The organism is Moraxella lacunata (assembly GCF_002027545.1).
Classification (GTDB): domain Bacteria; phylum Pseudomonadota; class Gammaproteobacteria; order Pseudomonadales; family Moraxellaceae; genus Moraxella; species Moraxella lacunata.
On sequence record NZ_MXAN01000049.1, the window covers coordinates 1 to 21,196 of the forward strand.

Genomic DNA, 21,196 nt, shown 5'->3' on the forward strand with positions numbered 1-21,196 from the left:
TCATAGGCGGAAAAGAATTTACCTGTTCTTTGCAAATAACGATAACTTAAATCATTAACGTAATTCCATACGAAATTGACCGAACCACTTAGGCGGTTAAGTTGGTCTGTGTGTTTATCTCGTATGCGTAGCTTGAGTGTTTTCATGGGTTTGTGTATAATGAGATAGGTATATTATATATTTGGTTTAATTTTAATGTCAAATGATTTAAGACGTGGTAGGCACGTTGTTTACAATATTCATGTGCAAATACCATCTGTATGTAAGCATAGCTACGGAGTTGCCTTATATCCACCGCCTGAAGTCGGTGGTTTTACGGCAACGAAGGATAAACTTAAAACTGGGCTATTGACAGATTGCACACTTTTTGCTATCATTTTGTCAAAATCAATAATTGTAACTAACGCTGACAGTTCACGCTGTTGGCGTTTTTTATTGGCAAATGATGATAAATCACGGTAAACCATGGCAAAACTAACCACCCTACCACCACGCCTAAAACCCACCCAATCCCACACTCCAAAGCGTAACTGGGGTAAAGGTCGTGGCGGCCGTGCGTGGCGGCGACTTCGTGATGAGATTTTGGCTCGTGATAATTACACCTGCCGATGCTGTGGGCGTGTCGGTGGTCGTTTGGAGCTTGACCACATCATTAACACAGCCGTCGGCGGTACAGACGACCCCACCAACTTGCAAATCCTTTGCTATGACTGCCACAAACAAAAAACTCACACCGAAAGCACGGTGGGGGGTATCAAACAATTTTCGGGCTAACCCTGCGGACACCACGCCCCTACCCGTTTATAAAAAAATTTCGTATTTTGGGAAAAATCTCCATTTTCTCCAAGTAACATTATTTACATAAAATTACAATAGTAAGGATTAGGCAAAAATGGCACTCACTCAAAAGCAGGAACGATACGCTCGTCTTGTGGCGAGTGGCAAAGATTTGCACACATCAGCCCTAGAAGCTGGCTGTAAAAGCCACGACTCCGCCCGTAAATTTGTGGCGGATATGGCAAAGCGTAAGAATGTGCAGGCATTCATCAATCAGGTGCGAACAGTCAATACCGAACTGACCACGCAGACTGACAACACCACGACCGACATTACTTATCCGAATGCACTAGCTACGGCAAGTGAAACAGATCGGGTACGGCAAGCACCGACCACGCCCCAGTCGCCTTTGGAGTTTTTGACTTCGGTGTTTAACAATGCGGATGGGCTTTACACGCCCAAAGAACGCATTAACGCCGCCATCGCTCTTTTGCCATACACCGAACAGAAACTAGCTCAAACAGGCAAGAAAGAGGATGCCATCGATACGGCTCGTGAAAAGTCCGAAAGTGGACGCTTTTCGACCATGTCCAATCAGCTAGAAATGCCGATGGGTGGGCTGAAAAATTAAGCAAATCATCATTTATAGACCGCCAAATAAGGCGGACATGTTTGGCAGTGAGCTTTTGCAATGATTTAATCAAAAATTGTGCCAAAACAGATGATACGTCAAGTCAAACGGCTTGGCGTTTTTTGTTGCCGTTAATCTTAGGATTGGCGGTTTTTAAACTTTGCGACTTAAAGTCGCTTAATATGGAGACTTGATATGTCTGATTTAAGTAAAGAGCAGGTAAAAGAAGCCTATGCAAAAGCCATTGAAGTTTTGTTTGGTGGCGTTGTTCAAGCAAGTCCGAATGAAATTACTGAGCAAGTTATTCAAGATGTGGACAAGATGATTAGCGAGATTGCCAATTGCTCACAAAATATTGCCAAGATTGGTATTGATATCATCTACAAAGCAACCATTGGGCGTGTTGTAGATGCTGCAACTGGCTATTTTGATAATATCTTGATTGATACACTACTTGATGAAGCAACTAGCGACATTCAGGATAAAATTGAAGAGCTGTTTAGTGCTTGGATAATGGCTTTGATGGGCAATCGTCGTTTTGTAGCGTGTTTATATCAAGCTCGCCGCAACTGGCGTTCCAAAATTCAAATTGAGCTAATGGGGCTTTAATCTGCGATAATTTGAGCAAAGTTTGCCAGTTTTAGACCCAGACAGATGACAAGAAGTAACGCATAAATAAGCGGATTTTTGTCATCTACTGGGTTGTGGTAAAAATAATATGCCAAGCCCAAACAAATAACAGGAACTATCCAAGTGGTAAAAAATGCCATTTCTTCTCCCAAATTAACTAAGAGCAAAACCTTAAAAAGTCAAGTATTTTAAGATAATTTTAACACATTTTTAAATCGTGAAAAATAATTTTATTGAACAACCGCCCATCTGGACAACCGCCCTGCCTGACTGGGAAGAAAGGATTGTCAAGGGCGAGTCCCTTATTCCGTGCAAACCGCTTTTTCCTGCGATGAGTGAAATCGCCTTGCGGGTTTTTAAGGAATTGGCACTCGTTGATGTGATTGGCTGTCCCAAGATTGGCGAGATTACACGGGATTGGGTATTTGAGTTCGTCTCCGTCATTTTTGGGGCGTATGACCCCACCGCCAAAAAGCGTCTGATTAAAGAGTTTTTTCTGCTTATCAGCAAGAAAAACAGCAAATCCACCTTGGCGGCGGGTATCATGCTGACGGCGTTGATACTCAATGAACGCCAATCATGTGAGCTGGTTATCGTTGCCCCAACCAAGGAAGTCGCTAACAACTCCTTTGACCCAATGCGAGATATGATAAGGGTGGACAAAGAATTGTCTGCTATTTTCAATGTGTCGCCCCACACCAAAACAATCACGCACCGCCACACACAGGCAACCTTAAAAGTCATCGCTGCCGAGTCTAACAGCTTGGCAGGGGTCAAGGGAACTTACGTACTGATTGATGAGCTGTGGGTATTTGGCAAACGCTCGGGGGCGTCATCCATGCTCCAAGAAGCCATTGGGGGGCTTGCCAGTCGTCCCGAAGGTTTTGTCATCTATCTGTCCACGATGAGCGATGAGTCGCCTGCGGGGGTGTTTAAAGAAAAGCTGGACTATGCCCGTGGCGTGCGAGATGACGAGATTGACGACCCACGATTTTTGCCCGTGATTTATGAATTTCCACCGTCATACATTGAGAGTAGGGACTATATCAAGCCTGAGAACTGGTATATCACCAACCCCAACCTAGGGGCGAGCGTGGATGTGGATTATCTGACCGACACGCTAAAACGTGCCAAAGAGTCGCATGACAAAAACACCCTACAAACTGCCTTAGCCAAGCACCTGAATGTAGAAATTGGCATATCGCTTAGAGCGAACCGCTGGGCAGGGGCGGAGTTTTGGGAAAAAGCAGGACGACAATTTACGCTTGATGAGCTGATAGAAGCCAGCGAAGTCATCACGATGGGCGGAGACGGGGGCGGTCTTGATGACTTGCTTGGCTGTGCCGTCATCGGACGATTGCCCACGCCCAAATACATCTATACCGATGATAACAATGTCCGCCACGAAGTCAAACAGTGGTGGGTGTGGGTGCGTGCATGGTGTCATCCTATCGCCCTAGAACGCCGAAAGCAGGACGAGCCACGCTATCGTGATTTTGAAACCGATGGCGACCTTGTCATCGTGCAAAATGTGGGCGATGACGTGGCAGAATTTGCCAACATTGCCAAAAAAGTCTACGATAGCGGAAAACTTGACCGCATTGGGCTAGACCCTGCTGGGGCGGACGATATTGTCATCGCCCTAGAATCCATCGGCATTCCCAAAGACCCTAAAATCACAGGTGTGTCGCAGGGCTGGCGATTGGGAGGTTACCAAAAAGTGTGTGAACGCAAAATCGCCAGTGGTGATTTGACGCACGCAAATCAGCCCCTAATGGCGTGGTGCGTGGGCAATGCCCAAGTCAGAACAAGCAATTCGGGCGTGATGATGAGTAAGTCCGAAAGCGGAAACGGTAAGATTGACCCTGTGATTGCTATGTTAAACGCCGTGGCACTTATGAGCCAAAACCCTGCTGTGCCTAGGGGTGATGATGATGTGGGGGTTTATTTTTAAGAAAAACCCGCTTTAACAAGTGGGCGAATATATAAAACAGGGCGATGACGGACTGCTGGAACAGTCCGCCACCCCTACGACAAACCGAGCTTGTCGCAAGCGAAACCCTGCTACTATGTACATGGCGTGGCAAGGGTATCACATTTTTAACAAAATTGCGATAGGCTCTACCATGAAACAAGTAAATTGTCGCTCCTGTGGGCGATTATTAGCCAAAATTGGAAACTTTAATGATTTAGAAATCAAATGTCCACGCTGTAAAGCGTTTAATGTTTTGAGCGTCGAGAACGCCTTATCAGAAGTCCAAAGAGACTCAAGCATAGGTAATCTTGATGACCAAAGCATACCAAAAAGCACCCCTGCCATTCGTGGGTCAAAAACGAATGTTTTTAAAGGAATTTCGCAAAATTTTGGACAAAATCCCAAATGACGGCGAAAACTGGACAATCATTGATGTGTTTGGTGGTAATGGGCTACTTGCCAACAATGCCAAAGCCTACAAGCCCAAAGCCACCGTCATTTATAACGATTTTGACGGCTATACTAAGCGATTGGCACACATTGATGATATTAACCGTTTGCGTGCTATTTTGTTTGATTTAACAAAAGATGTGCCACGCCAAAAGCGGATACCAGACGAGCTAAAAGAGCGGATTTTGCAGGTCATTGCTAAATTTGGCGGTTATATAGATGTAAGAAGTGTCAGCACTTGGTTGTTGTTTAGTGGCAAGCAAATCGCCCATATTGGTGAGCTTGGCGACCACCAAATGTACAATACCGTTCGCACCAGTGATTATGACCGTGCAGACGGCTATTTGGACGGATTGATTGTTACGCACGAAAGTTTTGATACGCTGATACCAAAATTCGCCAACACACCAAACACTTTGCTATTACTTGACCCACCTTACATTTGCACCGAGCAAAAGGCGTATGCGATGACAGGTTATTTTGGTATGACAAAGTTTTTAAGGCTGATAAAACTGGTGCGTCCGCCTTATCTGTTTTTTAGTAGTACAAGGAGCGAACTCTTGGACTATATGGATTATCTCAAAGATTGCGAGCCTGCCATGTGGGAGTGTATTGGCGACTTTGAGAAAGTGAGCGTAAACAGTCATATCAACTACAATAGTGAATATGAAGACAATATGATTTATCGGTTTTAGTCAAACCAAACCACTGACCACAGGGCTTTATTTATGGGTATTTTAAAATGAAATTACACGGTTTTATCAGCGTAACGACCAACTGTAACCAAGAAGCAGTTGTCAATATCAGTCAAATTTCGTCCATTGTCGCAAAATATCGATCTGGCGAAGCAGTAATTACACTGAATAATGGCGAATCTTATGAGCTTTATTGTAGTGTCAGCGAAGTCAAAAAACTTATTAAAGAAGAGCAAAACCAATGACCAAAGCCTACTCAACCCTACAAATCAAATCGGTAACCGATACCGATGATGAGCGTATCATCACAGGCATTGCCACCACCCCAAGCACCGACCGAGACGATGACATTTTAGAGCCGACAGGAGCAAAATTTGCCCTACCAATACCGCTACTATGGCAACACAATCACAATCAGCCGATTGGCGAAGTTATCCAAGCCACGGTAACAGAAAAAGGCATTGAGATTGTCGCTAAATTGGTCAAGATTGACGAAAAAGGCAAATTAAAAGACCGCCTAGACGAAGCATGGCAATGTATCAAGTCTGGGCTTGTCAAATGCCTGTCGGTGGGCTTTAAAATCAAAGAGTACAATTATCTGGAAAACTCATGGGGGCTACACATCAAAGAGTGGGAATTTTATGAGTTGTCAGTCGTTACCGTCCCTGCCAACGCCGATGCGGTCATTACAAGCGTCAAGCAAATCAAAGATGCGTTTAGTTTGCCACTTGCTGACACGCCAAACCCACCGACCAACCCAATCCAAGCACCACCCACCCCAACCACAATCACGAAAGCAACCCCCAGTAATGGTGCGGTTGCTTTAATTTTATCCAACCTAAATAACGGAGTATCATTACGATGAACTATGAACAACAGCTTGCCAAAGTCAAAGCCACCATTGTTGATAAGCAAGCCAAAATCGGTGAGATCATGACAAAATCGGTTGTAAGCGGACACACCCCAAGCGATGATGACGAAGCGACAATCACGGCATTGGAAAGCGACATCGATCGCTTAGAAAAGAACGCCCAGCGTTTGCAAAAACTGATTAAATCGGTAGAAACCGCCCCAAATCCTACCGAGATTGGCGGTGAAAATCCAGAACAGGCTCATGCAAGTGCCGAAGGTGAACCAAACCCAAAAGAAGCAGGTAAAAGCGTGAAAGTAGAATCCAACTTACCCAAAGGCATTGGCTTTGCACAAATGGCTCGTGCCAAAGCCTTGTCCGCCAAAAATGCAAGCAAAGGTAGCTTTGTAAGTGCCGCCCAAATCGCCAAATCCGCAGGAATGCACCCGTCTGTCATTGCCGAGCTTGAAAAATCGGTAACGGTCATGGACACCACGAACTCGGGCGTGCTTGTGCCAGTCAGCCCGCTTGTTCAAGAGTTTATTGAGCTATTGCGAGCTCAAACGATTATTGACAAACTTGCCCCTTATATGCGTGCAGGAGACTTTAACACCACAATCGCAGGTATGGCGACAGGGGCGACATCGGCGTGGGTTGGCGAAGGTGAACCAAAACCTGTTACCAATGCCACTTTTAATAGCGTGGAACTAAAACGCCATAAAGTTGCAGGTATTGCGGTGCTAACCGAAGAGCTTGGACGCTTTAACAAGTTTAATGGCGACCGCCGTATCTTGGACGATTTGATTGAGTCTAATCGTTTGCTACTTGATTTGACCTTTATTGATGATAAGGCTGGGGACGCAACCCGACCAGCAGGGTCGTTGCATGGCGGTGTGATTATTGAATCCACAGGTAACGAAGAAGCCCAAATCAAAGCTGACCTGCTTAGTCTGCGTAAAAAATTCTTGACGGCTAACCTGTCTTTATCTGGTGCATTCTACATCATGAGCGAGACACGAGCGTCTGAATGGGCGGAGCTTGTCAATCCGCTTGGAGCTCCTGTCTTTACAGGTCTGCAAGCTGAGACTGGCAAGAAAACCCTTAACGGCTTGCCTGTCATTGAGTCCGAGAGTGCAACTAACATTGTGGAGCTTGTCAAACCGAGCGAATTTTATTTGGCAGATGAAGGTCAAGTGGAAGTGTCATACAGCACCGAAGCAACCATCACCATGCCTGATAAATCACTTGTGCATTTGTTCCAAGAGAACAAAGAAGCAATCCGTGCCGAGCGGTTCATCACATGGGCAAAACGCCGTCCTACCGCAGCAGCTGCGATTAAATATACATAATTGTCCATTAAGAATAGCCCTAACGTGGGGCTATTCTTATGCTTTAACGGTCTAAACAGTCCATTAAAGCATAAGAATAGGAGACAGCCATGCAAATCAAATACCTAAAACCCGCCCCCAATGCCACCACAGGCGACATCAAAGACATCGCCACCGCCCAAGCAAAAATCCTTATCCAGCTTGGTTTCGCTGAGCCGTATAATGAAAACGACCAAGATAATGATGATAATGGCAAAAATGGCGAGTTGTTTGATGAGTTAAACGACATTGACGAAGTGGGCGAAGTTGATGAGTTAAATCACGGTGAAGCAAGTCAAGATGAGCCAAACGATACCGCTGATGATTTGGTGGATAGTGCCGAGCAAGGCGAAGCGGTAGAGCAAGATGTGGCAAAAGATGAGACCACCGCACCCAAAAAACGAACCAAAAAAGCCAAAGAGACGGAAGATGAGTAATGTGGTTACTTGACAAATTTTTTGGTAAAAAGTCGGTCAATGCAACGCCTACCCCTGTATGGCAACCGCTTATCCATGAACCCTATACAGGGGCGTGGCAAAAGAATGATGAGTTAAAACGCACTGATGTGCTTGGTTTTCACGCTGTATTTGCGTGTGTGTCGCTCATCAGCTCCGATGTGGGCAAGCTTCGCATACAGACCAAAGCAGTCAAAGACGGCGTACTACAACCCACTCAATCACGCACCAAAGCAATCCTAGCCAAGCCCAATAAGCACCAAACTTGGCAACAGTTTGCCGAGAATTGGATAAGCTCTAAGCTACTGCGTGGTAATACTTATGTGTGGAAGCAACGGGATATTTTTGGCGATGCGTGGCAACTGCACGTCCTAAATCCCGACCGTGTCAAAGTGCTGGTGTCGGATAATGGCGATGTGTTTTATCAAATCAGCTCCGACAAGCTATTTAATATCGCTCATGACATGGTCGTGCCAGCGAGCGAGATGATACATGACCGCTACAACTGCTTTTATCATCCGCTTGTGGGCTTGTCGCCTTTGACGGCGTGTGCGATTAGTGTGGGTTTGGGGCTGTCTATACAGACAAGCTCTAAGACATTTTTTGGTAATGCGTCTCGCCCGTCTGGTGTGCTATCCGTGCCGACCACAATCTCACAGGCAAAGGCGGACGAAGTCAAAGCACAATGGCAAGCCAATTATAGCGGTGTTAATCGTGGCGGTATTGCCGTATTGGGGGACGGTGCAAGGTATGAAAGTATCGGTATGTCATCATCAGACGCACAAGCCCTAGAACAGCTTAAAATGAGTGGCGAGACTGTCTGCTCGGTGTTTCATGTTCCTGCCTTTAAAGTGGGTATGGGCGAGTTAAAAGCAGGGCAAAAACCGTCTGATTTGAACGAGATATATTATAGCGACTGTCTGCAACACTACATCGAAGCCATAGAAAATCTGCTTGATGAACACCTAGACCTAGAAAAAGGCGTGGAGTGCGAAGCCAACCTAGCCCCGCTTATCCGCATGGATAGCATGAGCCAAATCCTGTATCTAAAAGAAGGTACGTCATCTGGCATATTTAGCCCCAACGAAGCACGGGCAACGCTTGGTTTGCCGCCTGTCATCGGTGGCGAGTCGCCACTCATGCAACAGCAGAATTATAGCTTAGAAGCATTGGCAAGACGAGACAGCACCGAGAACCCGTTTAGTGTGGTTCATGGCAACGAACCAAAGAGCGACAAATCCGCCAAGACGGTCAAGCCACGTTACCGAGTGTATGCCACTATCAATAAGGATAAATCATGACTTTTGCCACGCTTGATGAAGTCAGACACCACCTACGCTATGATGATGACAGTAACGATGTGATGCTAACCGCCTATTTGCAATCTGCCACACAGTCGGTCAAAAACTACATCACAGATGAGATAACGGACGAGATGTTACCAGCCCTAAAAGTCGCCACACTACTTATGGTGGGTTATCTTGATGACAATCGCAATGCCGAGCGTGGGGCGGAGTATGGCAACTATCTGCCTGCCCCTGTCCGTCAGCTACTGTCGCCATATCGCACCCCAACAACCTAGGATAAATCATGAAAGCCACACCGCTCCGCCACCGCCTAAAAATCTATCAACAGACCACGACCCAGTCCGTCACAGGGGCAATATCGCATGACTGGCAACACACCCTAACCCTATCGGGGCAGTTTAGCCATGTCTCGGGCAAAGATGTCATCGCAGGGCAAGCCCATGATGTCCAAATCATCGCCCGTGCCAAAATCCGCTACCGCACCGACATAGACCACACCATGCGAGTGCAATACGCAGGGCGGATGTATGAGATAGTTGGCGAACCTTTGGCAGACAATAATACAGGGCGTGAGTATCTTACGCTGATGTTAAAAGGGGTGGCTCATGCAGATTAAGGGGCTTGACGAGCTGAATAAAAAACTGCACCAACTGCGTGATGAAGTGAGCAACAAAGATGCAGGCGGTGTGCTGTATGGCTCGCTGATGTTTGCCAGTACGCCCATGTATAAAGAAGCCCGTGCCAACGCCCCTTTTCGCACTGGCGTCATCAAAGGGTCAATCAAAAGACGTAGGCTGACAAAAGGCGATAGTGCCAATATGGATGGGGCGGCGGTGGCTATCTATGTGGCGTTAAAGGGCAGTCGTAAAAGCCGTGAAAATGCCTATTACTACATATTCCATGAAGAATATGGGGCAAGGGGCAGACCGCCAATCCCCTTTATCCGCCCTGCCTTTGACAACAACCAAGCGGGAGCGACTGACCGTTTCGCCAAAAAATTGGGGGAACGCATTGATAAAATCATGGGCTAGTATTGCTATTTTATTGCTGATTGTGTATAAAGCATAACAAAGCTAAAACCCACCCCAGTCGGTGGGTTTTTTATTGGCAAGCAAAAACCGCTTGCTTTTAAAGCAAAACCCCAAAAGACGGCAATCTTTTGGGGTTTTTAATTAGAACTTGTACAAAAGAGATTTTAACATATGTCTGAATTTATTGCAAAGGTTATTGAAATGACAACCACACCTTTAAAAGAACATGGCTTAATCAAAACTTGTCTTGCCCTGATGGGCGTGTTGGTTTTTGTGATGGCGATTGTATTTGTCTGGCAGTTGCCAGAGATTATTTTGGCAATTAAAGCTTAAATTTTTAACCAAGCAAGCAAAAAACGCTTGCTTTTTTTATTCAACTAACCTAAAATAACGCCATACCTGCAAAATCAGGTAGCGGAATTGGCGTTCCGAAAACCAATGGCGATGATGACACGCCTAATAGCGTGTTTTTTGCTATATAAACCCCCAGTTTAAAAGGGAGTATATAAAATATACACCCTTTCTTATGGTGGATTATGTGGGAGAGTAGAAATACTCGCCGTTTTGCCTTTGGTACGGTACGCCAATCCTGCATAATCCACCACCATATACATTTTGGCGTTGTTCGGTGGTGGCAAACTCAACCTAACCAAAGGACAATGCTATGTCTAATCTTATTAACTTCAATTTTGAAAACCACGAACTAAGCACCGTTGTCATTGACGGTCAAATTTGGTTTCCTGCAACGGCATTGGCAACCGCTTTGGGTTTTGCTAACCCACGCCAAGCCATTGCCACCCATACCGACAAAGATGACGTCCAAAAACTGGACACCATCGATTCAATGGGTCGTACACAAAAAGTTAACTTTGTAAACGAAAGCGGAATGTATGCCCTAATTTTTGGTTCAACCAAAGATGAAGCAAAACGCTTTAAGCGTTGGGTAACTTCCGAAGTTCTCCCAAGCATCCGTAAAACTGGTTCATATTCACTACCCACCCCCCAAACCCTATCCACCGTCAAAGACCGTAATGGACTGGTCAAGACCTGCGAATGGTTTGTGCGTGTGGCAAGCTATCTGGGCTATGATGAAGTGTGGAATTTGGTTCATCATCGCTTCAACATTAACAGAGCCTGTGAATTGACGACTGAGCAAGTCGGGCAAGCCACCGAATACCTACAAGGACTACTGCTCGGGGTCATCGCCCAGCGTAGGGGGTTTAATCCCCAAACCCCTTTGCCACTACCACTGATGCACAGGGCTGATGTCGGCAAATACGATAACGATGGCGTATTATGGACACGGGTGTTAGAGCCTGATGAGCAGATTGTCAGAACCAAAGACATTGCACAGCTTATCATCAATGAGCCTTATATTGATGGCGAAACCTTGACCGCCATTAACTATGCATCATCGGCACGGCTGGCATCTATGCTAAAAAATCCGCCGTTTCTAACCACCCTTGACAACGCAAAGGAGATGTAAGATGATAACGATTGCCACCCCAAAAGCCCTGTTGGACGAAGCAGGCAACGACATCAACAAATGCCTATCCCTTATCTATATGATGATGGAGTATTATGATGACGAAAATGATAGTGAAATCACGACACGCCTTGCCATCATCGCTGATATGCAAGAAAGTCTGGGCGACAAACTCAGAAAGTGCGGGGCGTATCTGAGCGAGATTGACGGTAAAAAACCTTGCACCAACCGCCAAAAGACAGACTTGGCGCGTCTGCCCGAAGTCGCCTAAGACCTTAAAAGTACTTGAAATTTAGACCAGTTTAGGGTATGATTTTGTCATAATCCCAAATTGTACTTATTGACCGCTTATCTTAACGATAGGCGGTTTTTTATTGGAAAAAATATGACCGCAAGCCAACAAATTTACGCCCTACTCTCGGAGCTGGTCGCTGGGCGGTGCTATCCGCTTTTTGTGCCAGAGAGCCAAACCGACCCGCCACCCTATATCGTCTATAACATCGTATCAAATCAGCCCGATAATACCCTTGACGGCATAACGGGTCATGAATGGGTGCGGGTGCAAATTGATGTCTATACCAAAAAATACGATGAGACCATAAAACTATCCGCCCAAGCGGTAAGGCAACTTGACAGTATTACCCCATCCATCTATGGCGGTACGACTTATCTGTATGATGATGGGCTGTATCGTGGCTTGATTGAATATGAGTTTTGGCAGACTTTGCCGACCTAATTTTTTTAACCACCAACTGACAGGAGAAAAATATGTCAGCAATCTACAGATCTACAGTAGTAGAAATTTAAAGACAGTCGTTAGACTTATCCACCATTTTATCACAACCAACTGACAGGAGCAAGAAAAAAAATGTCGGCAGAAAACACCAAAGACAGCTTTTATCAGCTGTGGGTGTCTGAAACAGGTACATCAGGCACTTTTAAAAAAATCAACCGCCTAACCAAGGCAGTGCCACCTAACGAGGCGAAAGTACTAGATGACATCACCGCCACAGACGACCGCCGAACGGTCAAGGCGGCAGTGGACTTTAAAGAAGAATCCGAAATTGAGTTGGAATATGTGCTATTGCCTGATGACGAGACGCACCAGCTCATCCAAACGAGCTTTGATACTGGCAAAGAACTGTATTTCCAGTATAAGTTCGTGGAAGTGCCTACAGAGAGCCGAGAGTTTAAGGGCATGATTGCCGAGCTGACGACCGATGCCGAAGACACGAAGAAAAAACTGCGTAAAAAAGGCAAAATTACCATCACAGGCGAAGTCAAAAAAGAGCTGACTGTCTAACCCCAACCAAATCCAAAAGCCTATCTACCGATAGGCTTTTTATTTAGATTTTAAGGAATTTTTATGAGTGCATTAAATAAAGCCCAACTATTAGCCATCATCTGTGTGAGCGAGCCACTTGTGCTAAAAGACGTGGACGGCATTGGCGAGATTTATATCAAAAGACTGACCGTGTCAGACCAAGGCGAGATTGCCAAAAAAGCAGATGCTAATGATAACGTCGGCTCAGGACTGGTCATGATTGCCCACTGTGTGTGCGACAAAGACGGCAAACGTCTGTTTGCTGATGGCGATATCAAGCAGTTAGGGACGATGAGTGCCAGCCACATGACCGCCCTAGTAACCGCTATTAGTGAAGTTAATGGCTTTGATGACAAGCTAGCCGACATTAAAAAAAACTAATCGCCGATAAAGACCGCCGATTTTTGTTTAAATTGGCGTCTCATTTGGGAAAGACGGTGGGCGAGCTTGAACGCACGCTCACGGTGGCAGAATTTGCCGAGTGGGTCGCTTATGATGAGCTAGACCCTATCGGTGGGTATCGCACCGATTTGGGCTTTGCTCTGCTCGCCTATATGCAAGCAGGGGATAAAGACAAATCAGTGCATGATTTTCTCATCATTGACCCAAACCCGATGACTGATGATGACAAAGAAGCCTTTGAGCGAGAAAAATTAGAAGCCCAAGCCCGACAAGAAGTGGGGGCGATGATAGCGATGTTTAATCGCACTTGATTTTAGCCCTAAAAAGCCTTATGATAAAGCTAAGGAGATGACACCATGATAATTCTATTATTTGTTGCTGTTTGGTTGATTGGGGCGATTGGCTTTGGCGTTTTATGTACGTTTGTCGGTGGCTTTGTTCGCCCCCATGACGATGTCGGCATGTGGATTGGGCTTGTGTTATCCGCAGTTATTTATGTCGTGGCTACCATGATGTGGCTACTCATCTAAAATCAATACCTGTATTCATCTTAACCGCCTTTTGGCGGTTTTTTATTGGAAAAATTAATGGCTGTCGTTTCAAAATTACAAATCGTCCTAGAAGCCACTACTGATGCCTTTAATCGCAGTCTCAGTGGGGCAACCGATAAGTTAAAAATTTTTGGCGATAATGTCAAAAACAATGCCGAAAAACTAGAAAAATTTGCCAATCGCAATAAGCAAACATTTACCAAAATGGCACAAAGCTCAGCCGTGGCATTAGCGGCGATTGGTGCGGGGGTTACGAAGTCGGTAGAATCGGCGGTCAAATTTGAATCAGCGATGGCAGGGGTTAGAAAAGTCATTGACTTTGACACGCCCGAAGCCTTTAAGCAGATGGAAAAAGACATTTTGGCGATGAGTCAGCGGTTGCCCATGACTGCCGAAGGGCTTGCAAATATCATGGCAAGTGCAGGACAAGCAGGGATTGCCCAAGCGGATTTGGCACGCTTTACCGAGACCGCCGCCAAAATGGGCGTGGCATTTGACATTACTGCCGAGCAAGCAGGGCAAGCGATGGCGGAAATGCGGGTGGCGTTTAATATGTCGCAATCAGAAGTTGAGACACTCGCGGACAAAATTAACTATCTGGGTAACACCAGTCCAAATAACGCCGCTAAAATCATGCAAATCACCCAAGCTGTGGGTGCGGTTGCCGAGCTTGGCGGTTTCGCCGCTGACCAAACCGCCGCCTTGGCGTCCGTGATTGTGGGTATAGACCCGTCCAATGTGGCAACAGGACTTAAAAACATCTCACTGCAACTGACCGCAGGGGAGAATGCAACCAAATCCCAACGAGTGGCATTTGAAAAACTGGGCTTATCTGCCGAAGATGTCGCCAAAAAAATGAAAGAAGATGCGGTCGGCACGTTAATGGAGATTACACGGCTCATTAGTGAGATCATTCCTGAACACGAACAGTCGGCAGTCTCTACCATGCTGGTCGGTCGTGAAGCCCTACCTGTCTTTGCTCAGCTTATCCAAAACCAAGAAGTCGCCACACAAAAGCTGACAGACATGGGCGATGCGTCCAAATACGCAGGGTCAATGCTCAAAGAGTTTGAGAACATGGCAGGGACAAGCCAAGCTCAAATGCAACTTTTTAATAACAACATTGAAGCGGTCAAAATCGCCCTTGGCTCGGCTTTATTGCCTGCCATTAATAGTATCATGCAAGCCTTAACCCCTGTGATAAAAGCCTTTGCCGAGTGGTCGAGCGAAAACCCAAAAATCGTTGCTACCATTGTTGCTGTTACTACGGCTGTGTTTGGGGTAGGTTTGGCAGTTGGCACAATAGGTCTTGCCATTCCTGCGGTGATAGCAGGTTTTGGACTTTTGGCAGGCGTTACCGCTCCTGTATGGGGAACGGTTGCAGCGGTAATGGCGATTGGGACGGCATTAGTTGCTTTGGCGTTAAACTGGGAAGAGTTTAATGATGCCCTTGGCGAAATCTTGTACTACATGGTTGAAGATGTCAAAGCCAAATGGCAAGCCATTAATGATGCGATTGGCGGTACAATTTATGAAATCGTCCAAAATGCTAAGCAAAAATGGGACGAGTTTTATACCGCTGTCGGTGGCACAACGGCAATGATTGTTGAAAATGCCGTGGGCAAATTTAATGAACTCAAAGCCAAAGCCAAATCAATATTTGACAGCCTGCCCGCCCCTGTTAAAACGGCATTGACTGTTATCGGTACGGTGGTCAGTACACAATTTGCCCTAATCAAAAACATCTTTACCACAACCTTTGCCATTATCAAAGCCCTTGTGCGTGGGGATATGGACGGTGTGAAAAAAGCCATTAGCGATGGCATAAAAAACGCTTGGAATATTGTTAAAAGTGGTGTTACAAATATCGTAGGGGCGTTTAAAAATCTTGGCAGTCAGCTTATGCAAGCGGGGCGTGATGCGATACAAGGCTTTATCAATGGCGTAAAAGCAAAAATGAGCGAAGCCCTAAATGTCGCCCGTGATATGGCAAACAGCGTGGCAAGCACGGTCAAATCCGCCCTAAATATCCACTCCCCGTCTCGGGTCATGCGTGAACTGGGAGCATGGGCAGGCGAAGGCTTTGTATTGGGTGTGGGCGATAAAGTTGGCGATGCCAAACAAGTTGCCCAAAATCTAGCCAATGCTTTGACCAGCACCGTTGCCGATTTGCACCGCCAAAACTTTATGCTTAAAAACCACGCCAATCCATTGGCGGAGTGGCAGTACAAAGTCCAGTTTGGCGAGCTTGCCGAGCTGACCGACAAGCAAAAAGCAAGGGTGCTAGAACTTGCCCGTGCCAATCTTGACCTTGCCAAATCTAACGACATCAATAAAAGTATCAGTGATGAGATTGCAAGCATTGATGAGAAGCTACAAACGCACGGCATGAACCGCTTGGAGATTTTGGAATGGCAAATCGCCAACACCGAAAAATACAGGGGGGCAAATGAAGAGTTGCTGGCAACGCTAAAAGACCAAATCCGAGTTGAAAGCGAGCTCAACCAACTGTTTAAAACTCGTGAGAAGTTAAAAGGCTATCAAGACAGCCTAGCCAAAAATACTTATCTGTATCGCACCAAAGGCGATAAGTACGCAGGCGAGCGGTGGGATTTATCGCAACAAGGCTTTGATGGTAAGTACATCGACCAGATGATTGAGACGTTACGCCAGTCTGATGTCATGTCCGCCATGGCAAATATGCCAAAAACGCTTACCATGCCTACCTTACAAAATAATAATTTGGGGTCAGCGGTAAGTAGTGCGGTAACGGGCTATTTTGACCTAAAAAAACAGCTTGATGATAACCTAGCAATCATCAAAGAAGCCGAAAATGCCAAACTTATCACTGAGCAGGAGAGCCAACTTGCCCGACTAGAACAAGAAAAGGCATTTCACGAAGCACGGCAAAACTTGGTGTTGTCGGGTGGTGAGAACGTTGCCAAATCCTTAGCGGACAGCACAAAATCACTTTTGGGCGAAAACTCAAAAGCCTATCGTGCTATGTTCGCCATCGAAAAAGGCTTTGCTATCGCTCGCTCGGTCATGGCGATACAACAAGCCATCGCACTAGCGTCCGCCAACCCGTTTCCCATGAATTTAGGGGCAATGGCAACGGTGGCAAGTCAAGTGGCAAGTATCGTTGGTAACATCAAAGCGGTGCAAATGCCCGTGGGTCAAGCCCATGACGGTATCATGAGCGTGCCGAAAAGTGGAACGTGGAATTTGGAAAAGGGTGAGCGTGTATTGCCACGCCACACCGCCCAAAACCTAGACCGCACGTTAAACAATTTGCAAGGTCGTGGTGAAACCAAGGTTATTATCAATAACTATACAGGCGAAAAAACAGACGTGCAACAAATGCCAAATGGTGATATGATGGTAACTATTGGTAAGATGATTGATAATAAGGTGAATGCCACGGTCAATCAGCGTTTTATACAAGCACGCCGACAAGGCGGTGAACTTTACGGGAGATAGTATGAAAGAAGAATATGTTCAAGCATTGGCTAATGGTATTGTCAATCCAATTGCCAAACAATTGCACGCAAATAGCTTGGTTGGTGCTGGCTCAATTGCTTACTTAGCTGAAAAAGGCGTTATTGATTTAGATGATTATCTAAAATATATGAATAGCCTAAAAGACAGCTTGTTGCAAGCAGATGACTATGACTCAGATACCAAGGAAGCTATTAAACAAGAATTTGATTTTTACCAAAATAAACTCAAAATATAAACCAAATCACACAAACCTACCGATATTGGTAGGTTTTTTGTTGGGGTAAAGAATGAAAACCTTCAAATGGAAAATGAACATGGGAGCGTCCGCCAATGTTCGTCATAACGTTACCAAAACCCAATTTAATGATGGCTACGCTCAGCGAGTAAGCCACGGTATCAATAATAAACGCACCGATTGGAGCGGTAGCAAAACAGGCGATTTTGATACCGTCATCAAACCCATTATTGTATTTCTTGATGAACACAAAGGCACAATCCCTTTTCTTTGGACTGACCCGCTTGGCAATACCCACAAATATGTCTGCGACAGCTACCCCATTAAACAGCGGGTCGGCAATTTTTGGCAGATTGATTTAAAATTTGAACAAGTTTTTTAACCCACGCCCTTCTTAATCAAGGGCTTTTTTAATGGAGTACGCAATGACAAACCACACTCAAAACCTAACCACCCTAAACCGCACCGAAGCCCAAATCCTACAAGCCTTTATTTGGCAAATGGACACTTGGCAAAGTCAATATGGCGAAAAAGCTGACACAGTAGAAATCGTGTATTTCCCCGAAGATGAAGGCTTTGATGTGTTTAACAACGAACCTAATCACGGCATTATCAAACGCACCCGCACGACTGTATTCCGTGCCGACATTGTCTCTTGGGCGAATAATCAGCTCAAACAACTACAAGGTTTTGGCAATGAAAATACCGTAACCGCTTTTGTGGTGTCTTATAAAAATGGCGAGTATGGCGTTTTGGTTGAAACTGTGCCAACAGCAAGTCTGACAGACGAAACCGAGCCAAAAGTCGAATCAGCTGACGAAAACCAAGCGTAATCAAAACTTGTGGGGCAAATATGAGTTTAACCGCCGATTTTCAAAAATTGTCCGTAGATGGGCTTGTTACCTTGTTTGAACTGGACGCAAGTAAACTGGGTGCTGGCATTTTACGCTTTCACGGGCATAATCACGACAAAAATGATGGCGTGATTGTCTTTCGTGGCAAAGCGTACAACCCCCAAGCTCTGTCTGTTACAGGGCTTGAAATGCGGTCAGACGGCAGAGCAAGCACGCCGACCCTAACCCTTGCCAATAACATCGCAGGGGTGCAAGGTGCGGTGTCGGCGTATTGCTTGCAGTTTAGCGACTTTGCAGGAGCAAAACTTACCGTCATCACCACCCTTGCCAAATATCTAGATGCGGTTAATTTTGACGGTGGCAACCCTACCGCCAGCGATGAATGTAAAGAACAGCTGTGGTTTGTGGAACAAAAAACATCAGAAAATGCCCAGCAAGTTACCTTTGAATTATCCAACCCTATTGACCTTGAAGGCTTAAAAATCCCCGTCAGAGAGATTACCAATTATTGTCACTGGGCGGTTGTGGGTAAATATCGTGGCGAAGAATGCGGCTATACAGGGGCGACAATGTTTGACGAAAACGACAAGCCTACCGACAACCCCATTTTGGATAAATGTGGCGGACGTATGAAATCGTGCGTGTGCCGTTTTGGAAAAAATAAGCCCTTGCCCTTTGGCGGTTGTCCTGCTAGTAGTCTAATTGGTTCATAGGAGTTAAGATGAAATTAACCAAACAATTAAAAGCCGACATCATCTCCCACGCCTTAGACTGCTACCCTGCTGAGTGCTGTGGGCTAATTGTGGATAAAAAGTACATACCTTGCACCAATAAGGCAACCGATGATGAGCAGTTTATCCTTTGCCCCAAAGATTTTGCCCGTGCCGAGAGTATGGGGCAGATACAAGCCATCGTTCACAGTCATCCAGACGGTGGGGTCATGCCGTCTGATTTGGATAAATTACAAATTGAGCTACATGGCGTGCCGTGGGTCATCGTGGCGGTGTCAAAACAAGATTATGGCGATGAACCTGCCTTTGGCATATATGAGCCGTGTGGGTACAGACCGCCACTTTTGGGGCGTGCTTATATCCACGGTGTTCAGGATTGTTATAGCTTGGTGCGTGATTATTACAGCCGTGAATTTGGCATTGATTTGCCAGACTTTGACCGCAGTGATGCTTGGTGGGAAGACCCCAATCACGCCCCACTGTATGAGCAGAACTTTGAAAAAGCGGGCTTTGTGGTGGTGGACAAAAACCAACCGCAATACGGCGATGTGCTACTGTGCCGTGTCGGACGCACGCACCATGTCAATCACGCCTTGATTTGGCTTGGCGATAATGGCACATTAAAAAGCGAAACCACACCGCCTGTCATCGGTAACACCCTAATCTTGCACCACCCCTACGGACGGCAGTCCGTGCGTGAGATTTATGGCAAGGGGTGGGCGGATAGGACGGCGATGGTGGTGCGTCATCATTCGTTTATGTCGTCTGCCCCCACGCTTTGACAGCTTGCATGATGATGGCAGAGCGTGAAAGTCCTGTTTTTTCAGATAAAACGGTCAGCTCGTCAATAAATTCGGTGGGAAACTTATAGCTTGCCACCTTTACGCCACGGCGTTTATCACTCTCACGCTGAGTTTCGGCACGGCTTTTTGGGGTTTTGACAATCTTAGGCATTTGACAAATCCTTACATTATTGGTAAGATAATCATAAGTTTTAGGAGCGGGGCGGTGTGCTTGCCCACCGCCCCAGCCTTTACAGGCTACCTGCTGTTAGTAAGCGTTGTTGCTTAGTAGTAGCAGGATAACAATGATGATAACTTTGAAGAGCGTTTTCATTGTCTTATCTCCTAAGGTCGCCACCACTTGACTAGGTCGGTGGCGGATAACCTATCAGGCTTGGGTGTCCTACCACCCTTGCTTGATGGTTTATATTATAGTTTAAACTACATTAAAAGTCAGGTAATTATTGCAATTTATTATAAAATTGTTGTGATTATTTGACTTTTTGTTATCCAAAATAAAAGATTTTTAACCGCTTATGATGTCATCATGAGCGGTTTTTTGTTGGGTGTTTAAAAATGAAAACGATACAACTACACGGCATCTTAGCCAAAAAATTCGGCAAATCTTTTAGATTATCTGTGGGTAGCACCAAAGAAGCCATGCGTGCTCTATGCGTGCAACTGGCAGGCTTTGAAGAATTTATGATGAATGCTCATAGGCAAGGGCTACGCTTTGCCGTATTCCACGATAAACACAACATCGGCGAGCGTGAGCTTGATATGACCCATTCCGCTCAGGTTATCCGTGTCGTGCCTATCGTGGAAGGCTCAAAAAAGAGCGGACTACTACAAACCATTTTGGGGGCGGTCATGGTCGTGGCAGGGGTTGTGGTAACGGGAATGACCTTTGGCGGTGCTGGTGCGGTCGGTGCAGGATTGATTGGAGCAGGTATTGGCATGATGGCAGGCGGTATCGCCCAAATGCTCATGCCAAAAGTGGACACACAAGACCAAAACCAAGACGGCAACCGTGCCAACAAGGGGTTTGGCGGTGCAGTTACGACTGTCGCCCAAGGCAATCCTGTACCAATTTTGTACGGCGAGCGAGAGATTGGTGGGTTTATTTTGTCCGCCAGTCAGTTGCCAGAAGACATGCTATAAA

The 21,196-nt window shown here is 45.9% G+C and carries 32 protein-coding genes; 29 read left to right on the forward strand and 3 right to left on the reverse strand.

The annotated features are described in order from the left end of the window. Positions 1–272 precede the first annotated feature (272 nt). Entirely contained in the window at positions 273–467 is a 195-nt protein-coding gene (locus tag B5J94_RS07075) for a hypothetical protein (protein WP_062498509.1), read from the reverse strand. Between B5J94_RS07075 and B5J94_RS07080 the strand changes: the two genes are divergently transcribed. The 3 genes from B5J94_RS07080 (at position 466) to B5J94_RS07090 (ending at position 2,017) form a co-directional block, all read left to right on the forward strand. After that, entirely contained in the window at positions 466–774 is a 309-nt protein-coding gene (locus tag B5J94_RS07080) for an HNH endonuclease (RefSeq protein WP_062498510.1), read from the forward strand. The genes B5J94_RS07075 and B5J94_RS07080 overlap by 2 nt on opposite strands. A 118-nt stretch (positions 775–892) precedes the next feature. Then, complete coding sequence (locus tag B5J94_RS07085) at positions 893–1,408, forward strand: hypothetical protein (protein ID WP_062498511.1); 516 nt, start codon at positions 893–895, stop codon at positions 1,406–1,408. Between the two features lie 195 nt (positions 1,409–1,603). Further along, positions 1,604–2,017, forward strand: coding sequence for a hypothetical protein (locus tag B5J94_RS07090; protein ID WP_062498512.1), 414 nt, complete (start codon positions 1,604–1,606; stop codon positions 2,015–2,017). On the opposite strand, the gene B5J94_RS14170 is transcribed toward B5J94_RS07090, so the two are convergent. Then, complete coding sequence (locus tag B5J94_RS14170; RefSeq protein ID WP_156471033.1) at positions 2,014–2,178, reverse strand: hypothetical protein; 165 nt, start codon at positions 2,176–2,178, stop codon at positions 2,014–2,016. The genes B5J94_RS07090 and B5J94_RS14170 overlap by 4 nt on opposite strands. Positions 2,179–2,255: 77 nt before the next feature. On the opposite strand from B5J94_RS14170, the gene B5J94_RS07095 reads away from it, so the two are divergent. From B5J94_RS07095 to B5J94_RS07205, 25 genes are all read left to right on the forward strand, one after another. After that, positions 2,256–3,992, forward strand: a complete 1,737-nt coding sequence (locus B5J94_RS07095; RefSeq protein ID WP_228144552.1) for a terminase large subunit — start codon at positions 2,256–2,258, stop codon at positions 3,990–3,992. A 172-nt stretch (positions 3,993–4,164) separates the two neighbouring features. Continuing rightward, the gene (locus B5J94_RS15140) at positions 4,165–4,422 is read left to right on the forward strand and encodes a Com family DNA-binding transcriptional regulator (RefSeq protein ID WP_158081047.1); all 258 of its coding nucleotides are present in this window, start codon (positions 4,165–4,167) and stop codon (positions 4,420–4,422) included. Next, positions 4,325–5,158 carry a hypothetical protein gene (locus B5J94_RS07105; protein WP_062498513.1) on the forward strand — a complete coding sequence of 278 codons (834 nt, stop codon included), beginning with the start codon at positions 4,325–4,327 and terminating at the stop codon, positions 5,156–5,158. Before B5J94_RS15140 ends, B5J94_RS07105 begins: the two co-directional genes overlap by 98 nt. 47 nt (positions 5,159–5,205) lie before the next feature. Continuing rightward, on the forward strand, positions 5,206–5,403 hold the full coding sequence (locus tag B5J94_RS07110) for a hypothetical protein (protein WP_062498514.1): 198 nt from the start codon (positions 5,206–5,208) through the stop codon (positions 5,401–5,403). Continuing rightward, positions 5,400–6,023: an HK97 family phage prohead protease gene (locus tag B5J94_RS07115; protein ID WP_062498515.1), complete on the forward strand. Its 624-nt coding sequence runs from the start codon at positions 5,400–5,402 to the stop codon at positions 6,021–6,023. The genes B5J94_RS07110 and B5J94_RS07115 overlap by 4 nt, the downstream gene beginning before the upstream one ends. Continuing rightward, on the forward strand, positions 6,020–7,357 hold the full coding sequence (locus B5J94_RS07120) for a phage major capsid protein (RefSeq protein WP_062498516.1): 1,338 nt from the start codon (positions 6,020–6,022) through the stop codon (positions 7,355–7,357). The genes B5J94_RS07115 and B5J94_RS07120 overlap by 4 nt, the downstream gene beginning before the upstream one ends. Before the next feature lie 89 nt (positions 7,358–7,446). Then, positions 7,447–7,812: a hypothetical protein gene (locus B5J94_RS07125; protein ID WP_062498517.1), complete on the forward strand. Its 366-nt coding sequence runs from the start codon at positions 7,447–7,449 to the stop codon at positions 7,810–7,812. Continuing rightward, on the forward strand, positions 7,812–9,131 hold the full coding sequence (locus B5J94_RS07130; RefSeq protein ID WP_062498518.1) for a phage portal protein: 1,320 nt from the start codon (positions 7,812–7,814) through the stop codon (positions 9,129–9,131). The genes B5J94_RS07125 and B5J94_RS07130 overlap by 1 nt, the downstream gene beginning before the upstream one ends. Beyond that, positions 9,128–9,412: a head-tail connector protein gene (locus tag B5J94_RS07135; protein WP_062498519.1), complete on the forward strand. Its 285-nt coding sequence runs from the start codon at positions 9,128–9,130 to the stop codon at positions 9,410–9,412. The genes B5J94_RS07130 and B5J94_RS07135 overlap by 4 nt, the downstream gene beginning before the upstream one ends. 8 nt (positions 9,413–9,420) lie before the next feature. Then, positions 9,421–9,753: a phage head closure protein gene (locus B5J94_RS07140; protein ID WP_062498520.1), complete on the forward strand. Its 333-nt coding sequence runs from the start codon at positions 9,421–9,423 to the stop codon at positions 9,751–9,753. Then, on the forward strand, positions 9,743–10,168 hold the full coding sequence (locus B5J94_RS07145) for an HK97-gp10 family putative phage morphogenesis protein (RefSeq protein WP_062498521.1): 426 nt from the start codon (positions 9,743–9,745) through the stop codon (positions 10,166–10,168). The genes B5J94_RS07140 and B5J94_RS07145 overlap by 11 nt, the downstream gene beginning before the upstream one ends. 201 nt (positions 10,169–10,369) lie before the next feature. Continuing rightward, entirely contained in the window at positions 10,370–10,501 is a 132-nt protein-coding gene (locus B5J94_RS15010) for a hypothetical protein (RefSeq protein ID WP_255216920.1), read from the forward strand. Between the two features lie 331 nt (positions 10,502–10,832). Beyond that, on the forward strand, positions 10,833–11,654 hold the full coding sequence (locus B5J94_RS07150) for a BRO-N domain-containing protein (protein ID WP_062498522.1): 822 nt from the start codon (positions 10,833–10,835) through the stop codon (positions 11,652–11,654). Position 11,655: 1 nt separating this feature from the next. Beyond that, positions 11,656–11,925 carry a hypothetical protein gene (locus B5J94_RS07155; RefSeq protein WP_062498523.1) on the forward strand — a complete coding sequence of 90 codons (270 nt, stop codon included), beginning with the start codon at positions 11,656–11,658 and terminating at the stop codon, positions 11,923–11,925. A gap of 114 nt (positions 11,926–12,039) precedes the next feature. Beyond that, on the forward strand, positions 12,040–12,390 hold the full coding sequence (locus B5J94_RS07160) for a DUF3168 domain-containing protein (protein WP_062498524.1): 351 nt from the start codon (positions 12,040–12,042) through the stop codon (positions 12,388–12,390). Between the two features lie 132 nt (positions 12,391–12,522). Continuing rightward, positions 12,523–12,957: a hypothetical protein gene (locus tag B5J94_RS07165; protein WP_062498525.1), complete on the forward strand. Its 435-nt coding sequence runs from the start codon at positions 12,523–12,525 to the stop codon at positions 12,955–12,957. A 63-nt stretch (positions 12,958–13,020) separates the two neighbouring features. Next, the gene (locus B5J94_RS07170) at positions 13,021–13,359 is read left to right on the forward strand and encodes a phage tail assembly chaperone family protein, TAC (RefSeq protein ID WP_062498526.1); all 339 of its coding nucleotides are present in this window, start codon (positions 13,021–13,023) and stop codon (positions 13,357–13,359) included. Positions 13,360–13,403: 44 nt separating this feature from the next. Next, a complete protein-coding gene (locus B5J94_RS07175) occupies positions 13,404–13,691 on the forward strand; it encodes a phage tail assembly protein T (protein ID WP_228144553.1) in 288 nt (95 codons plus the stop codon). A gap of 45 nt (positions 13,692–13,736) precedes the next feature. Further along, positions 13,737–13,910 carry a hypothetical protein gene (locus tag B5J94_RS14180; RefSeq protein ID WP_156471034.1) on the forward strand — a complete coding sequence of 58 codons (174 nt, stop codon included), beginning with the start codon at positions 13,737–13,739 and terminating at the stop codon, positions 13,908–13,910. Positions 13,911–13,967: 57 nt separating this feature from the next. After that, complete coding sequence (locus B5J94_RS07180) at positions 13,968–17,411, forward strand: phage tail tape measure protein (RefSeq protein ID WP_062498528.1); 3,444 nt, start codon at positions 13,968–13,970, stop codon at positions 17,409–17,411. A 1-nt stretch (position 17,412) separates the two neighbouring features. Beyond that, complete coding sequence (locus B5J94_RS07185; protein ID WP_062498529.1) at positions 17,413–17,667, forward strand: hypothetical protein; 255 nt, start codon at positions 17,413–17,415, stop codon at positions 17,665–17,667. 52 nt (positions 17,668–17,719) lie between these two features. Further along, the gene (locus B5J94_RS07190; protein ID WP_079364027.1) at positions 17,720–18,049 is read left to right on the forward strand and encodes a phage tail protein; all 330 of its coding nucleotides are present in this window, start codon (positions 17,720–17,722) and stop codon (positions 18,047–18,049) included. A gap of 43 nt (positions 18,050–18,092) precedes the next feature. After that, a complete protein-coding gene (locus B5J94_RS07195) occupies positions 18,093–18,500 on the forward strand; it encodes a hypothetical protein (protein WP_062498531.1) in 408 nt (135 codons plus the stop codon). Positions 18,501–18,520: 20 nt separating this feature from the next. Further along, positions 18,521–19,234: a phage minor tail protein L gene (locus tag B5J94_RS07200; RefSeq protein WP_062498532.1), complete on the forward strand. Its 714-nt coding sequence runs from the start codon at positions 18,521–18,523 to the stop codon at positions 19,232–19,234. 8 nt (positions 19,235–19,242) lie between these two features. Further along, positions 19,243–20,034, forward strand: a complete 792-nt coding sequence (locus B5J94_RS07205; RefSeq protein WP_062498533.1) for a C40 family peptidase — start codon at positions 19,243–19,245, stop codon at positions 20,032–20,034. On the opposite strand, the gene B5J94_RS07210 is transcribed toward B5J94_RS07205, so the two are convergent. Continuing rightward, on the reverse strand, positions 20,009–20,206 hold the full coding sequence (locus tag B5J94_RS07210; protein WP_062498534.1) for a hypothetical protein: 198 nt from the start codon (positions 20,204–20,206) through the stop codon (positions 20,009–20,011). The two genes, B5J94_RS07205 and B5J94_RS07210, sit on opposite strands and share 26 nt — an antisense overlap. A gap of 404 nt (positions 20,207–20,610) precedes the next feature. Here B5J94_RS07210 and B5J94_RS07215 point away from each other — a divergent pair, with 404 nt between their 5' ends. Next, entirely contained in the window at positions 20,611–21,195 is a 585-nt protein-coding gene (locus B5J94_RS07215) for a tail assembly protein (protein ID WP_062498535.1), read from the forward strand. Position 21,196: the final 1 nt, after the last annotated feature.

Bases quoted from the DNA above. Each gene is read 5' to 3' on its own strand.
- B5J94_RS07080 (WP_062498510.1), top strand. From the start codon at position 466: ATGGCAAAACTAACCACCCTACCACCACGCCTAAAACCCACCCAATCC.
- B5J94_RS07075 (WP_062498509.1), bottom strand. From the start codon at position 467: ATGGTTTACCGTGATTTATCATCATTTGCCAATAAAAAACGCCAACAG.
- B5J94_RS07085 (WP_062498511.1), top strand. From the start codon at position 893: ATGGCACTCACTCAAAAGCAGGAACGATACGCTCGTCTTGTGGCGAGT.
- B5J94_RS07090 (WP_062498512.1), top strand. From the start codon at position 1,604: ATGTCTGATTTAAGTAAAGAGCAGGTAAAAGAAGCCTATGCAAAAGCC.
- B5J94_RS14170 (WP_156471033.1), bottom strand. From the start codon at position 2,178: ATGGCATTTTTTACCACTTGGATAGTTCCTGTTATTTGTTTGGGCTTG.
- B5J94_RS15140 (WP_158081047.1), top strand. From the start codon at position 4,165: ATGAAACAAGTAAATTGTCGCTCCTGTGGGCGATTATTAGCCAAAATT.
- B5J94_RS07105 (WP_062498513.1), top strand. From the start codon at position 4,325: ATGACCAAAGCATACCAAAAAGCACCCCTGCCATTCGTGGGTCAAAAA.
- B5J94_RS07110 (WP_062498514.1), top strand. From the start codon at position 5,206: ATGAAATTACACGGTTTTATCAGCGTAACGACCAACTGTAACCAAGAA.
- B5J94_RS07115 (WP_062498515.1), top strand. From the start codon at position 5,400: ATGACCAAAGCCTACTCAACCCTACAAATCAAATCGGTAACCGATACC.
- B5J94_RS07120 (WP_062498516.1), top strand. From the start codon at position 6,020: ATGAACTATGAACAACAGCTTGCCAAAGTCAAAGCCACCATTGTTGAT.
- B5J94_RS07125 (WP_062498517.1), top strand. From the start codon at position 7,447: ATGCAAATCAAATACCTAAAACCCGCCCCCAATGCCACCACAGGCGAC.
- B5J94_RS07130 (WP_062498518.1), top strand. From the start codon at position 7,812: ATGTGGTTACTTGACAAATTTTTTGGTAAAAAGTCGGTCAATGCAACG.
- B5J94_RS07135 (WP_062498519.1), top strand. From the start codon at position 9,128: ATGACTTTTGCCACGCTTGATGAAGTCAGACACCACCTACGCTATGAT.
- B5J94_RS07140 (WP_062498520.1), top strand. From the start codon at position 9,421: ATGAAAGCCACACCGCTCCGCCACCGCCTAAAAATCTATCAACAGACC.
- B5J94_RS07145 (WP_062498521.1), top strand. From the start codon at position 9,743: ATGCAGATTAAGGGGCTTGACGAGCTGAATAAAAAACTGCACCAACTG.
- B5J94_RS15010 (WP_255216920.1), top strand. From the start codon at position 10,370: ATGACAACCACACCTTTAAAAGAACATGGCTTAATCAAAACTTGTCTT.
- B5J94_RS07150 (WP_062498522.1), top strand. From the start codon at position 10,833: ATGTCTAATCTTATTAACTTCAATTTTGAAAACCACGAACTAAGCACC.
- B5J94_RS07155 (WP_062498523.1), top strand. From the start codon at position 11,656: ATGATAACGATTGCCACCCCAAAAGCCCTGTTGGACGAAGCAGGCAAC.
- B5J94_RS07160 (WP_062498524.1), top strand. From the start codon at position 12,040: ATGACCGCAAGCCAACAAATTTACGCCCTACTCTCGGAGCTGGTCGCT.
- B5J94_RS07165 (WP_062498525.1), top strand. From the start codon at position 12,523: ATGTCGGCAGAAAACACCAAAGACAGCTTTTATCAGCTGTGGGTGTCT.
- B5J94_RS07170 (WP_062498526.1), top strand. From the start codon at position 13,021: ATGAGTGCATTAAATAAAGCCCAACTATTAGCCATCATCTGTGTGAGC.
- B5J94_RS14180 (WP_156471034.1), top strand. From the start codon at position 13,737: ATGATAATTCTATTATTTGTTGCTGTTTGGTTGATTGGGGCGATTGGC.
- B5J94_RS07180 (WP_062498528.1), top strand. From the start codon at position 13,968: ATGGCTGTCGTTTCAAAATTACAAATCGTCCTAGAAGCCACTACTGAT.
- B5J94_RS07185 (WP_062498529.1), top strand. From the start codon at position 17,413: ATGAAAGAAGAATATGTTCAAGCATTGGCTAATGGTATTGTCAATCCA.
- B5J94_RS07190 (WP_079364027.1), top strand. From the start codon at position 17,720: ATGAAAACCTTCAAATGGAAAATGAACATGGGAGCGTCCGCCAATGTT.
- B5J94_RS07195 (WP_062498531.1), top strand. From the start codon at position 18,093: ATGACAAACCACACTCAAAACCTAACCACCCTAAACCGCACCGAAGCC.
- B5J94_RS07200 (WP_062498532.1), top strand. From the start codon at position 18,521: ATGAGTTTAACCGCCGATTTTCAAAAATTGTCCGTAGATGGGCTTGTT.
- B5J94_RS07205 (WP_062498533.1), top strand. From the start codon at position 19,243: ATGAAATTAACCAAACAATTAAAAGCCGACATCATCTCCCACGCCTTA.
- B5J94_RS07210 (WP_062498534.1), bottom strand. From the start codon at position 20,206: ATGCCTAAGATTGTCAAAACCCCAAAAAGCCGTGCCGAAACTCAGCGT.
- B5J94_RS07215 (WP_062498535.1), top strand. From the start codon at position 20,611: ATGAAAACGATACAACTACACGGCATCTTAGCCAAAAAATTCGGCAAA.